8 protein-coding genes are annotated in these 13,850 nt (G+C 45.1%); 4 read left to right on the forward strand and 4 right to left on the reverse strand.

Annotation, left to right across the window (positions count from 1 at the left end; genetic code table 11):
* Positions 1 to 234: 234 nt before the first annotated feature.
* Positions 235 to 1,524 carry an NCS2 family permease gene (locus NL647_RS23165; RefSeq protein ID WP_005447607.1) on the reverse strand — a complete coding sequence of 430 codons (1,290 nt, stop codon included), beginning with the start codon at positions 1,522 to 1,524 and terminating at the stop codon, positions 235 to 237.
* Between the two features lie 1,033 nt (positions 1,525 to 2,557).
* On the opposite strand from NL647_RS23165, the gene NL647_RS23170 reads away from it, so the two are divergent.
* Entirely contained in the window at positions 2,558 to 4,030 is a 1,473-nt protein-coding gene (locus NL647_RS23170; protein ID WP_009697714.1) for an aminoacyl-histidine dipeptidase, read from the forward strand.
* A 97-nt stretch (positions 4,031 to 4,127) separates the two neighbouring features.
* Here NL647_RS23170 and NL647_RS23175 read toward each other — a convergent pair whose 3' ends face one another.
* Positions 4,128 to 4,667, reverse strand: coding sequence for a DUF3332 domain-containing protein (locus tag NL647_RS23175; protein WP_005447616.1), 540 nt, complete (start codon positions 4,665 to 4,667; stop codon positions 4,128 to 4,130).
* Between the two features lie 330 nt (positions 4,668 to 4,997).
* Between NL647_RS23175 and NL647_RS23180 the strand changes: the two genes are divergently transcribed.
* The 3 genes from NL647_RS23180 (at position 4,998) to NL647_RS23190 (ending at position 9,097) form a co-directional block, all read left to right on the forward strand.
* Positions 4,998 to 6,068: a succinylglutamate desuccinylase/aspartoacylase family protein gene (locus tag NL647_RS23180; protein ID WP_253650708.1), complete on the forward strand. Its 1,071-nt coding sequence runs from the start codon at positions 4,998 to 5,000 to the stop codon at positions 6,066 to 6,068.
* A gap of 240 nt (positions 6,069 to 6,308) precedes the next feature.
* Positions 6,309 to 8,495 (forward strand): TonB-dependent receptor, encoded by a 2,187-nt coding sequence (locus tag NL647_RS23185; protein ID WP_005447620.1) that lies wholly within the window; start codon positions 6,309 to 6,311, stop codon positions 8,493 to 8,495.
* 179 nt (positions 8,496 to 8,674) lie between these two features.
* The gene (locus tag NL647_RS23190) at positions 8,675 to 9,097 is read left to right on the forward strand and encodes a hypothetical protein (protein ID WP_005447623.1); all 423 of its coding nucleotides are present in this window, start codon (positions 8,675 to 8,677) and stop codon (positions 9,095 to 9,097) included.
* A gap of 89 nt (positions 9,098 to 9,186) precedes the next feature.
* On the opposite strand, the gene NL647_RS23195 is transcribed toward NL647_RS23190, so the two are convergent.
* Complete coding sequence (locus NL647_RS23195) at positions 9,187 to 9,489, reverse strand: DUF3622 domain-containing protein (protein ID WP_010446286.1); 303 nt, start codon at positions 9,487 to 9,489, stop codon at positions 9,187 to 9,189.
* Positions 9,490 to 9,721: 232 nt separating this feature from the next.
* Positions 9,722 to 13,633 (reverse strand): phosphoribosylformylglycinamidine synthase, encoded by a 3,912-nt coding sequence (gene purL / locus NL647_RS23200; protein ID WP_253650709.1) that lies wholly within the window; start codon positions 13,631 to 13,633, stop codon positions 9,722 to 9,724.
* Between the last annotated feature and the right edge of the window lie 217 nt (positions 13,634 to 13,850).

Below are 13,850 nucleotides of genomic sequence, written 5' to 3' on the forward strand. Positions count from 1 at the left end.
GCTACGCAAACGATTATTCTACCGAAACCCATGATTAATACCAACGCTGATATCAAAATTCTCCGTCTATTACGCAGAAAAATCGAATTCAGTGAACACGGCAAAATAAAGAAGGGAATGAATTTGAGAAGAAATGCTCCATAAACAAGGAGAAATTCCCCTCCAGTAAAAGCCCACAAACAAAAAGCCAGTGTGAACGTGTGCCCACACTGGCTTTTCTTTTAATCGTCAGAGTTAGCCTAGGATGTACTTCGCAATGAAGATAGCGGACATAACCCATACACTCATTGAGACTTCACGTCCTTTACCACTGAACAGTTTGATCGCAGCGTAAGCAATGAAACCAAGCGTGATACCTTCTGCAATAGAGAAAGTCAAAGGCATAACCAAACACGTTACGACAACAGGAGCCGCTTCTGTTAGGTCACGCCAGTCGATGCCAACAAGACCAGAAAGCATCAAGATAGCCACGTAAAATAGTGCACCAGACGTTGCGTAAGCTGGAATCATTCCCGCTAGTGGCGAGAACAATAGAGCAAGAAGGAACAATACGCCAACAACTACAGCAGTTAGACCTGTACGACCACCAGCGGCTACACCAGAAACGCTCTCAATGTATGACGTCGTGTTTGATGTACCTAGTAGAGCACCGACAGATGTTGCTGTTGAGTCTGCAAGTAGCGCTTTATTTAGGCGTGGAATGTTGCCGTTTTCGTCAGTCAAACCCGCTTTTTGCGAAACACCAACTAGCGTGCCTGCAGTGTCGAATAAGTCAACGAATAGGAAAGCAAATACTACAGAGATCATGCCTACTTCGAACAAACCAGAGAAGTCTAGCTGCATGAAGGTTGGCGCGATGCTTGGTGGTGTTGACATGATGCCGCCCCACTGAACGTCACCAAAGATCAGACCAAGAATTGTTACGCCTAGGATTGCGATCATAACCGCACCTTTCACACCACGGTGAACCAATGCAATCGTCATGAAGAAGCCAATCGCTGCAAGTACAGATGGTAGAGAAGTGATATTACCCATTGAAACTAGCGTTGCTGGGTTATCTACAACAATACCTGCGTTTTTCAGTGCGATGAAAGCAAGGAACAGACCGATACCTGCTGAGATACCAGTACGAAGAGAAAGTGGAATCGAATTGATGATCCATTCGCGAATCTTAAACACACTCAAGACGATAAATAGCAGACCGGAAACAAATACTGCTGCTAGCGCGACTTGCCATGTGTAACCCATGCCCAACACAACGGAATAGGTGAAGAACGCGTTTAGACCCATACCTGGAGCCTGAGCGATTGGGTAGTTTGCTACTAAGCCCATGATGAAACAGCCAATAGCGGCAGCAAGACACGTCGCAACGAACACAGCACCACGATCCATACCTGTATCTGCAAGGATAGCTGGGTTTACAAAGATGATGTAAGCCATAGTTAGGAAGGTAGTAACACCTGCGATGATCTCAGTGCGCACATTGGTGCCATTTTCACTAAGTTTAAAGAGCCTTTCGAGCATGATCGAATCCTGTAAAAGGTAAAAAGTAAACGGTTGCGTAATCGATTGGCTCGAATTATAAAGTTATCAAATAACAAATTCCAGATAGAATTTTCACTCTAAAGGGATTTTTTTCTTGGGATATGAAACCCATTCGCTAGCGTTTTAAACAGCAAATAAATTTAGGTCTTAATAAACAATAACTAACGAACTTGTACTGAAAACAAACGTATGTGTACAAACTGAGCAATGTATTAAACTTTCAAACACAAAGTCATCGTTTTGGACGCTAAATACCCAAAGAATTGGTCAGAAAATGAAACAAGTGAGATAAGCAATCGGAGAATTGAAGCTTGGTGGCGATAAAATAGGCGAGATTGGGATCAGAAGATAAAAAAACGCCACTCAATTTGAGTGGCGGTGAATCATGTCAGCACTATGCACTGAAAAAAAATTCCAATTTATAGGGGTGAACAAACTTGTTCGAGTCACATGCGTTGGCTTCAATTAGTAACCAAAGCTTGTTGGGTATACAAAGTTACCGGTGTAAACAGATTTGCTGTTCCAGAACATTGCACTTGGTAAACCTTTCATAAATATCACCTTCTAAATCAATTAATACTGTTAATTTGGTTGATTTCTCAGTTCCTTGGAGGCGATAAACGGACTCATCCTTTGAGCATTTCATTCTTCTCTCAGAAGCTGGTTACAAATATACCACCCAGAAATTTAATTACAAGCATTTTAGTGACCAGAATCACAAAAACTTAATAAATTGACCTCCATCAAGAATTAACTGTAATTAAATTACAGTTTAGTAAATTAAAAATTAAACAAACTTTCAGAACATACTAAGCTCGTTGCATTGGTGTATTACGTTGTGTTCATAATCTGTGACAGTTCTAGGGCAAATCCTTTTCACCACAACTACTAGAACCGCTTTTCTGGTGGTATGCTGAGGGCAATTCCAAGCCAATACCGATTAGCATTTACTGCTAAACACTCATTAAATTTACGGTTTAAATTTGGCAAAGCACATCAAAAGGAGTCTTCCGTGTCTGAATTCCATTCTGAAATCAGTACCTTATCACCTGCTCCACTTTGGCAGTTTTTCGATAAGATTTGTTCAATCCCTCACCCTTCAAAACATGAAGAAGCTCTAGCACAGTACATTGTTACTTGGGCAACAGAGCAAGGTTTTGACGTACGCCGCGATCCAACTGGCAACGTGTTCATTAAAAAACCTGCGACACCAGGTATGGAAAACAAAAAAGGTGTAGTGCTTCAAGCACACATCGACATGGTGCCACAAAAGAACGAAGACACTGATCACGACTTCACTCAAGATCCAATTCAGCCATACATCGATGGTGAATGGGTAACAGCAAAGGGCACAACGCTAGGTGCAGATAACGGCATCGGCATGGCTTCTTGTCTTGCTGTACTTGCTTCTAAAGAGATCAAGCACGGTCCTATTGAAGTTTTACTGACTATTGATGAAGAAGCAGGCATGACAGGTGCATTTGGTCTTGAAGCTGGCTGGTTGGAAGGCGATATCCTTCTAAATACAGACTCAGAACAAGAAGGCGAAGTGTACATGGGTTGTGCAGGCGGTATCGATGGCGCAATGACCTTCGATATTACTCGTGACGCAATTCCAGCGGGCTTTATTACTCGTCAACTAACACTGAAAGGTCTAAAAGGCGGTCACTCTGGCTGTGACATCCATACAGGTCGCGGTAACGCAAACAAACTGATTGGTCGCTTCCTCGCTGGTCACGCGCAAGAGTTGGATCTTCGCCTGGTTGAATTCCGTGGCGGTAGTTTACGTAACGCGATTCCTCGTGAAGCTTTTGTAACTGTAGCACTACCGGCAGAAAATCAAGATAAACTAGCGGAACTGTTCAACTACTACACTGAGTTACTAAAAACAGAACTTGGTAAAATTGAAACAGACATCGTGACTTTCAACGAAGAAGTTGCAACAGATGCACAAGTGTTTGCGATTGCAGACCAACAACGTTTCATCGCAGCATTGAACGCTTGTCCAAACGGTGTAATGCGTATGAGTGATGAAGTTGAAGGCGTGGTTGAAACATCACTTAACGTTGGTGTTATCACAACAGAAGAGAACAAAGTAACCGTTCTATGCCTAATTCGTTCCCTGATCGACTCAGGTCGTAGCCAAGTTGAAGGTATGCTTCAATCTGTCGCTGAACTGGCTGGTGCTCAAATTGAATTCTCTGGCGCTTACCCAGGTTGGAAACCAGATGCTGATTCAGAGATCATGGCAATTTTCCGTGATATGTACGAAGGCATCTACGGTCACAAGCCAAACATCATGGTTATCCACGCAGGTCTTGAATGTGGTCTGTTCAAAGAACCTTACCCGAACATGGATATGGTTTCTTTCGGTCCAACCATCAAGTTCCCTCATTCTCCAGATGAGAAAGTGAAGATCGATACCGTTCAACTGTTCTGGGACCAAATGGTTGCGCTTCTTGAAGCCATTCCTGAAAAAGCGTAATTCAAAACAATACGCGAAAAACACAAAAGGGTGCCTCGGCACCCTTTTTTATTGTGAGCTTTTTATTACAGACTCTTTATAACAAGAGTATCGCAAACTATGCGCGAGTTTGCGCGTATGCAGCTAGCTCATCCATAGAAGTTTTAGCAACCACTTCACCATCGATGTAGTAAGTAACGAAGTCACCTTCACGAACGCCCATTAGTGTCGCTTTGTCACCGTTGTTGTATGTAATGTCCATCTGAACGGTGTTCTCGTCGATCTGTTGCATTTGACCTTGCTCGATAACACGGTTGTGCGTTAGAGGACCGATCGGTGCAGTCGTTAGCGATTTGTCTAACTGGTGGTTCACGTCGATGTAAGTATCCATCTTGGTATCAAAGATGTGTGGCTTACCGTTTAGTGGGTTTTTACCAGTCCAGAATTCTAGAGAGTTGAATACGATGTAATCCGCTGCAACAGCAACACCATAAACAGGCGCCAAAAGCATGTTTAGACCACCACGAGCGTAACGGTTATCTACTGCTTTTAGGTTAAAGCCCATTACGTAACCTGTCACTGCATTACTGCCCACACAGCCAGAAAGAGAAACTGCGACTGCAGTCAATGCGCCAATTTTAGCGAACGCCTTTTTCATCAAAACCTCTAGTTAAATAGTATTAGGTCAAAAATTCGGCGGGGATATTAGCGGATTAAAACCATAGGTAAAAGTCAGTTTTTCTTCAAAAAAATATGAGTATTAAATTTAACACAGCCTTATTTACTCGATGAATGTGCTACTTTAAAACACAGCGTACAGCCACTCAATAAACACAGAAATTAACCCAATGTGCTTACACAACTCATACATCTGGTGAAACTTTAATCTTTTCAATAAAAATTATTTTTCGTCACCTAAAGAAGAATGATTAGTGTGATTTTGAACCAGTTGTTACATTGTTGCTAACGTATTTGACAGAGATGGTTTATGGCCAGAAGTAAAAAAAGCAAAGTATTTGAGCTACTCGGGCATCAAGTACAACCAGGACAACGACTAGAAACCGAATTTGAAGCAGCACAGCTTTACACGCACTCACCACTTTCTATTCCTGTGGAAATCATCCACGGTAGACAAGAAGGTCCCGTGCTAATGGTGAATGCGGCGATCCATGGTGATGAGCTTAATGGCGTAGAAATCGTTCGTCAGATGATCAACCAACTGGATCCGCAAAAGCTGAAAGGCACCGTGATTGCGGTTCCTATTGTGAACGTATTTGGTTTTATTCATAAGTCACGCTACCTACCGGACCGCCGCGACCTAAACCGTTGCTTCCCAGGAAGCGAAAAAGGTGCATTGGCATCTCGCATGGCGCATGGGTTCTTTAACAATATCGCCAAACGCTGTGATTACATCTTGGATCTTCATACGGGTGCGATTCACCGTACTAACCTACCGCAGATCCGTGCGAACCTGAGTAATCCTGAAACACTGCGAATCGCAAAAGCGTTTGCCACACCAGTGATCGTAGACTCGGCACTGCGTGATGGCTCTTTGCGTAGTGAAGCTGAAAAATGCGATATCCCAGTGCTAACTTATGAAGCTGGTGAAGCTCTGCGCTTTGACCCTCTATCTATCAGCGCAGGTGTACTTGGCGTGCAGCGCGTCATGCAAGCCATCGGCATGCTTCGCGCAAGCCGCAAAAAGCTACCAGAACCAATTATCGCAAAATCCACCAGTTGGGTACGTGCATCAGGTAACGGTATTCTGCGTACTGTCGTGAACCTAGGTGACAAAGTTGAAGAAGGTGAAACACTCGCATACATCAGCTCGCCGCTTGGTCACGACGAACTTGAACTGGTTGCACCAAAAGGCGGTATCGTGATCGGTCAGCAAACACTGCCTCTAGTTAACGAAGGTGATGCAATCTTCCACATTGCTTACTTCAAACAAGACGATGATGTCGTTGAACAAACCGTAGAAAGCTATATTGAAGAGCTAACGGAGTTCGATGTTGATCAAGTCACGACAGGGCAAATTCCGCTAGAAACTCAGCAATAAGTTTTTGCATAAACAGAAAGCCCAGAAATTCATCTGGGCTTTTTTGTGGCAAAAAGATAGACACATTCACTCCCCTACATATCTTAATCCCTATCAAAATCTGTTTTACCGTCATTTGGTGGATATAAAACTTTACAGGCATTCAAAAAAACACCATTGATAATTAATCTCATTATCATTTATTAATTTGTTCAGCATTCATATAATCCTCGCCTAATCAAATTACTATAAATGACGAATATGAAACGTTTATCCACTCATGGCTTCAAGGTAAGCCTTGTTTCGCTCGCAGTGCTCAACTCCCTTGCTTCCTATGCAGCAGAAGGCTCAGATGAAGAGCTTGAAGTCATTGGTGTGCATTACGCGAAACCAATCACTGTTGCAGAACCTGCTCAAACGACCATTGATTGGTCTCTTATCGAGGAACAGCAGTATTCCAATTTTGCAGATATGATCGACTCCGTGCCAGGAGCAACATTAGATGGTGGCGCTCGCTCTGGGGGGGAACGTATCAATATCCGCGGTTTTGATGACCCAAGTGACATCGCTGTATTTGTTGATGGCGCACCTATCGGCTTCCAACAATACCGTTACGGTACCTTCTTCTTTGACCCGTTCTTAATTGGTGAGGCAGAGATCATCAAAGGCGCGCACGACTATCGCGCATTGAATGGTAAATTTGGTGGCTCCATCCGTATCAAAACGAAAAGTGTCGATGATCTCCTCGATGGCGATCGTAACTTTGGTGCTCGTGTTTCCACTGGCTATAACAATAATGGTGATGAAAACTCATACACCTTGTCCTTATACGGCAAGAACGACGCCGGCTTCTACTTCTTAGCCAATGGCTCGGTAAAAGATTCAGATGACATCCAAGTTGGCGGCGGTGAAACGTTGGATTACTCGGGTTACGAGCAAGAAAACATGCTAGTGAAAGTCGGCTATGAAAATGACGACCACGAGTTCGAAATCAGTCATACGCGCTACAAAGACGAAGGTCGCAAACCTTGGGCGAACCGTCGCGGAAAAATGCCGAATATTTCCGACTACAACATCAAAAAATATGGCTCATTAGAGAAGGCGAAATACGCGTACACGGTCGACAACAAATACACCGATAATACGACGACGCTCTCTTACCATTACATGCCTTCCAATCCTTACATTGATTTCAACATCAAAATGGCACGCTCTGAAAACGATCGCCACTGGGTACGCCCTGATGTTGCATTCGAAAAAATGTTCGTCTCTGTCGGCAGCTACGGTCACGAGTCTTGGCTAAGTTACGAACGCGATTACGTTGATGTCTTCAACCAAGCACAAATTGGAGATCACGCACTAGTCACTGGTCTTCAGTACCAAAAAACTGATCGCGATTCACTGGTCTTCAATAAATCGTATGCCAAAAAAGAAGCAAAGAACTACGGCTGGTACACGCCTTATTACGAACCATCGGGTATACAGACGATTTACGCCGCTTATGTAGCAGACCATTACCAAGCGACCGATCGTCTAACCATCACGCCATCTTTGCGTTATGAATACATCACCAGCGAAGGTAAAGGCAATGCAGCGCCAGACTACAACGACCCGGCGGCTGGACATGACTACAGTGAGACGAGCCATAAAGGCTTTAGTCCGCGTCTCGATATCGATTTTGATGCCACTAATAATACGCGTTTGAATTTCTCTTACGCATACGCATTAAAAGCGCCAACGGTTGATAACATCTACTCTGTACAATATGCCCGCGCTACGGCGACAGCAACAGCAAGAGATCTGGATGTTTCGCGTATTCATGCCTACCAAGCGAGCGTGATCAATTTAACCGAAGGTCTCGTCAGTGACCGTGACAACCTTGCAACGGAGTTTACCGTGTTTTACAACGACGTAAATGACACGGTCGATATCCGAACAGGTGCAAATCTAGATAAAAACAGTACAGAAAACCAAAGCTGGAATACGAACTTAGATGGGTTCAAAAACTACGGTTTTGAGTTGATTTCACAGTACCGTATTTCAGATTTCTATACTGATTTTTCAGCGAGTTACGTACGTGGTAAAAACAAAGGTAGTCTATCTGACTCCACTGGTTCTGATGACGATCACCCAGATGTACCACCATTGAACATCAACCTAGGCTTCGGTTACGAATGGCTCCCAGGTCTACGCTCAGGTTGGGAAGTGCGTTGGTACGATGCACAAACCAAAACGAAGGCAGAGGGTAACAACCTGAAAGTAAAATCGCCTAGTGAGCAATATACGCTGCAAAATGCGTATGTCGTTTGGGATGTGCAACAAGTCAAAGGCTTGAGCGTTGGAGCGGTCGTGAAAAACCTAACTGACCGTTACTATGAAGCCTACCTATCTAACGGCGTGCCTTCACCGGGTCGTGAAGTTAAACTTAAACTGACTTACCAGTACTAATTAATCACATTATCTGTATTGGTCTTCAACCAGCTCGGGGCTATGAATGGCTCCGAGTTTTCGTTTATATCCAAGTAACCTCAAAATGCTTGATTCAGCCAGAGTGACTTGGGTCTATCACCCTCATTTTACATACGAGACTTATGAACCTTCGAAGAAAAACGCTGACATGGAAACAAATGTTATTTGTCGCTGCCCTAGCCTCTCCGCATGCAGCGAGTATTTCACAAGACAATATCTCTCAATATTTGGAAGAACACAGTAAGCGCCAGCAATTAGAAGATCATTACGCTGCCACTGTGACAGACAACTTAGATCTTGATGCTCAAACAGATGGTTTAACGTGGAAAGAAGATGGCAAACCCGATCATTGCCAATACACAAAAGGAGAGATAACGGAAGCGAGAGATTATGATTATGGGGAAGCCAAAGATCTTTCTGACGGCTTGCATAACATCGATTTGCCGCCCGTACATACTCCCAAAAACAGCCACAAGCATCGAACCTATTCGAATAATCCTCAATTGCTTGCTGGTAATAAGCAATTTGCAGCCCCTGCAGAAGGTTCGGTGAGCTTTTCGGTATCTTCGGACTGCTTTTAAACGACACAAACAAAAATGCCCCGAGATGATCTCAGGGCACTTTTTAATTCATAATCGACGGCACAGATAAGCCATCTAGTAGGCTGAGATTACTCTTCGTCAGCTTCTACTTCACGCGCTTTGCGAGCTTCCTCTTTGCGAACTTTCGCCGCTAGTTGCTCAGCTTCACGCTCTTGACGCTGTACTGCTTTACGCTCGTTACGAACAACTTGGTTTTGAACAAAACCCGCTAGTTCTTGCTCAGCCCAAGCTTGTGCTTTCTCTTCGCTGTCAAAACCAGTTTCACGTTTTGATACTACTGTCTTACGAGATGTCACTTGACGAGTGATCTCTGCGCTCCAGCCGTTACGTTTTTCAGTTACGCGGATAGCAAATTTTGGATTTTTAGACATTTCTTTCATTTCCTAAGGGATTAATCAGGGATTCGGTCAACTTGATAACTCCATCTAAGCTGAGCTGTTTAACACCATCCCTTGGTAAGCGCGGTATTAGAGCATAAAAGTTACCGAAACGCTGCAAGTTTTTTAAGGGAGACGGGAGACGTTCTCGATTCCCTTAAATAAAAAAGCGCCAGTCTTTCAACCAGCGCTTTATTCTTTTCGTTAACCTTGGACTACGCCGTAATTAGCCGATGTTCTTACGTGCGTTTTGGAACATACGCATCCAAGCACCATTCTCGCCCCAACCTTCTGGAGCCCATGAGTTCGCTACTGTGCGGAACACACGCTCAGGGTGCGGCATCATGATTGTGACACGACCATCTTGAGTCGTTAGACCCGTAATAGCGTTTGGCGAACCGTTTGGGTTATTCGGGTATTGCTGCGTTGGGTTACCGTGGTTGTCCACGTAACGAACCGCAACGGTACCTGATGCTTCAATCGCTGCTAGATGGTCAGCATCACGTACTTCTACACGACCTTCACCGTGAGAAACTGCGATAGGCATACGAGAACCCGCCATGCCGTCAAAGAATACAGAATCAGACTTCTGAACTTCAACTAAGCTAAAGCGCGCTTCAAAACGCTCAGATTCATTACGAACAAAGCGTGGCCATAGGTCTGCACCTGGGATTAGCTCTTTCAGGTTCGATAACATCTGACAGCCGTTACACACACCTAGAGAAAATGTGTTGTCACGATTAAAGAAGCTTTGGAACTGTTCACGAGCTTGTGCATTGAACAAAATAGACTTAGCCCAACCTTCACCCGCACCAAGTACGTCACCGTAAGAGAAGCCACCACAAGCCACTAGACCGTGGTACTCATCCAGAGCCGCTTGACCTGTTAGGATGTCGCTCATGTGAATATCAGTCGCTTCGAAGCCTGCACGATCAAACGCTGCTGCCATTTCTACATGAGAGTTAACGCCCTGCTCACGCAGAATAGCCATCTTAGGCTTCGCACCGGTATTTACCATAGAACCCGCGATGTAAGGCGCTGCAATGTCTTCGTTTACGTCGAAGCTTAGCTTAACGTTTAGACCTGGGTCAGAGTTGTCTTTCTTCCCTTCATGCTCTTGGTCAGCACATGCTGGGTTATCGCGTAGACCTTGCATCTTATGCGTCGTCTCAGCCCAGATAGTACGTAGTTCAGTACGGTTACGCTCAAGAACCACTGTGTCACCAGAAGTAATCACTAGCTCATCAGATGCTTCGACTGAGCCGATTACGTGAGAACATGCTTCAAGACCGTTCGCTGCTAGCGTTGAAAGTACAGCGTCTAGGTCATCGTTTTTAACCTGAAGCACTGCACCCAACTCTTCGTTGAATAGTGCTGCTAGTACATCTTCACCTAGGTCGGCGATGTCTGCTTTAACACCACAGTGACCAGCGAATGCCATCTCTGCAAGCGTTACAAATAGACCGCCATCGCCTTTATCGTGGTAAGCCACTACTTGATCGTTTGCTACTAGAGTTTGAACTCCTTCGTAGAAACCTTTCAGTTGTGCTGCGTTGTCTACATCTGCTGGCTTATCACCAAGCTGCTTGTAAACCTGCGCAAGTGCTGTTGCGCCTAGACGGTTTTGCCCGTTACCTAGGTCGATAAGAACCAGTGACGTGTCACCTTTATCTGTGCGCAATTGCGGAGTGATGGTCTTACGAACATCTTCAACACGAGCAAACGCAGTGATGATGAGAGATAGCGGAGAGGTTACTTCTTTCTGTTCGCCGTTCTCTTCCCACTTGGTCTTCATCGACATTGAGTCTTTACCCACAGGGATAGTCAGACCAAGTGCTGGACATAGCTCTTCACCCACAGCTTTCACCGCTTCGTAAAGACCTGCATCTTCACCCGGGTGACCGGCTGGAGACATCCAGTTTGCAGACAGTTTAATATGTTTGATATCACCGATGTTTGTCGCTGCAATGTTTGTGATTGCTTCACCAACCGCTAGACGAGCCGATGCACCAAAGTCTAATAGAGCAACTGGTGTACGCTCACCCATCGACATTGCTTCACCGTGGTAAGTGTCGTAACTTGCTGCAGTTACCGCGCAGTTTGCTACTGGAACCTGCCACGGACCAACCATTTGGTCACGCGCGACAAGACCTGTTACCGTGCGGTCACCGATAGTGATTAGGAATGTTTTTTCTGCAACCGTTGGAAGGCGTAGAACGCGATCCACGGCTTCGTTCAGCTCGATGCCGTCACGGTTAACCGCCGGGTTGTTTGCTTTTAGCGTTTTCGCATCACGGTGCATCTTAGGCGTCTTACCAAGAAGCACATCCATTGGCATGTCAATTGGCGTGTTCTCGAAGTGTGAATCTTCAAGTTTAAGCTCACGCTCTTCAGTTGCGATGCCTACTACTGCGTATGGTGCGCGCTCACGCTTACAGATTGCATCGAATACTTCCATGTTCTCTGGCGCAACCGCCATTACGTAGCGTTCTTGAGATTCGTTACACCAGATCTCAAGTGGGCTCATGCCTGGTTCGTCATTTGGTACGTCACGCAGTTGGAAAATACCACCACGTTCGCCATCGTCGACAAGCTCTGGAAGTGCGTTAGAGATACCGCCCGCACCCACATCGTGGATGAATGCGATTGGGTTAGCATCACCAAGTTGCCAACAACGGTCGATCACTTCCTGACAGCGACGCTCCATCTCTGGGTTTTCACGCTGTACTGAAGCGAAATCTAAGTCTTCTGCTGATTGACCAGATGCCATTGAAGAAGCAGCACCACCGCCAAGACCGATGTTCATTGCAGGACCACCAAGTACGATTAGGCTTGCACCTACGGGGATCTCTTTCTTCTGAACGTGCTCGTCACGGATGTTACCCATACCACCAGCAATCATGATTGGCTTGTGGTAACCACGAACCTCTTCACCTGCGTGAGAGTTAACTTTCTCTTCGTAAGTACGGAAGTAGCCAAGTAGGTTTGGACGACCAAATTCGTTGTTGAACGCCGCGCCACCAAGTGGACCTTCTAGCATGATATCTAAAGCGTTAACGATACGACCCGGCTTACCGAAATCTGTTTCCCATGGCTGCTCAAAACCAGGAATACGTAGGTTAGAAGTAGTGAAGCCAACAAGACCTGCTTTTGGCTTACCACCGATACCAGTCGCGCCTTCATCACGGATCTCACCGCCTGAACCAGTAGAAGCGCCCGGCCATGGAGAGATCGCTGTCGGGTGGTTGTGCGTTTCCACCTTCATTAGGATGTGCGCTTTCTCTTGGCTGTAACCGTACTGGCGAGTTTCTGGGTTCGGGAAGAAACGACCTACATCTGAACCCACCATAACTGCTGCGTTATCTTTGTACGCAGACAGTACGTTTTCTGGTGTGGTTTCAAACGTGTTTTTGATCATCTTGAACAGAGACTTCTCTTGCTTAACACCGTCGATAGTCCAATCTGCATTGAAGATCTTGTGACGACAGTGCTCTGAGTTCGCTTGTGCAAACATCATTAGCTCAATATCAGTCGGGTTACGTTCAAGCTTATTTACGAACGCATCGTAAAGGTATTCTATTTCATCATCTGCAAGTGCAAGACCTAGGGTAACGTTTGCGTTTTCAAGCGCAGCACGACCGCCGTTTAATAGGTCAACGTCTGCCACTGGTGCAGGTTCTGCAGCTTGGAATAATGCGCTTGCGTCGTCGAAGTCAGTAAAAGTAACTTCCATCATGCGATCATGGATGAGCGCTTTTACATCTGCAATTTGAGCATCGTTAAGAGGCGTCGCTGTTTCTACGTAGTATGCTGTGCCGCGCTCAAGACGTTTTACTTTGTCTAGACCACAGTTGATGGCGATGTCTGTAGATTTAGAAGACCAAGGCGAAATAGTGCCCGGGCGAGGAGTCACAAGAAGTAAAAGACCTTCTGGCTCATGCTCTTCGATCGTTGGACCGTAAGTCAGCAATTTTTCCAGTTTTTCCAACTCTTGGTCATCAAGGTCAGACTTTAGATCCGCAAAGTGCATAAACTCTGCGTAAATGCCAGTGACAGGCAGATCTTGTTCACGACATAGTTCCAGTAGTTTATTAACACGAAACTCAGAAAGAGCTGGGGAGCCACGCAAAATTCTCATGTGCTTAGGTCTCTTATTGCAAGTGATTAAGGTGATATTGGAATAAATTCAGTGGGTTATACTGTTTTCTTCGAAGCTATTCCCGAAGGTTTTTCAAACCTATGCCGATGCCACCTCTTCGTTGCGAGCGCATTATATAGCAATTGTTTTTGTGATGTAACACCAAAAGCAACCGTTTGCGTCATTTTTTTTGCCAAATTTGAATTACGACTAAAAT

Origin of the sequence: Vibrio sp. Y29_XK_CS5, assembly GCF_024181835.1 — a bacterium.
In the GTDB taxonomy this organism is placed as follows: Bacteria; Pseudomonadota; Gammaproteobacteria; order Enterobacterales; family Vibrionaceae; genus Vibrio; species Vibrio harveyi.

Bases quoted from the DNA above. Each gene is read 5' to 3' on its own strand.
- NL647_RS23165 (WP_005447607.1), bottom strand. From the start codon at position 1,524: ATGCTCGAAAGGCTCTTTAAACTTAGTGAAAATGGCACCAATGTGCGC.
- NL647_RS23175 (WP_005447616.1), bottom strand. From the start codon at position 4,667: ATGAAAAAGGCGTTCGCTAAAATTGGCGCATTGACTGCAGTCGCAGTT.
- NL647_RS23180 (WP_253650708.1), top strand. From the start codon at position 4,998: ATGGCCAGAAGTAAAAAAAGCAAAGTATTTGAGCTACTCGGGCATCAA.
- NL647_RS23185 (WP_005447620.1), top strand. From the start codon at position 6,309: ATGAAACGTTTATCCACTCATGGCTTCAAGGTAAGCCTTGTTTCGCTC.
- NL647_RS23190 (WP_005447623.1), top strand. From the start codon at position 8,675: ATGTTATTTGTCGCTGCCCTAGCCTCTCCGCATGCAGCGAGTATTTCA.
- NL647_RS23195 (WP_010446286.1), bottom strand. From the start codon at position 9,489: ATGTCTAAAAATCCAAAATTTGCTATCCGCGTAACTGAAAAACGTAAC.
- purL (WP_253650709.1), bottom strand. From the start codon at position 13,633: ATGAGAATTTTGCGTGGCTCCCCAGCTCTTTCTGAGTTTCGTGTTAAT.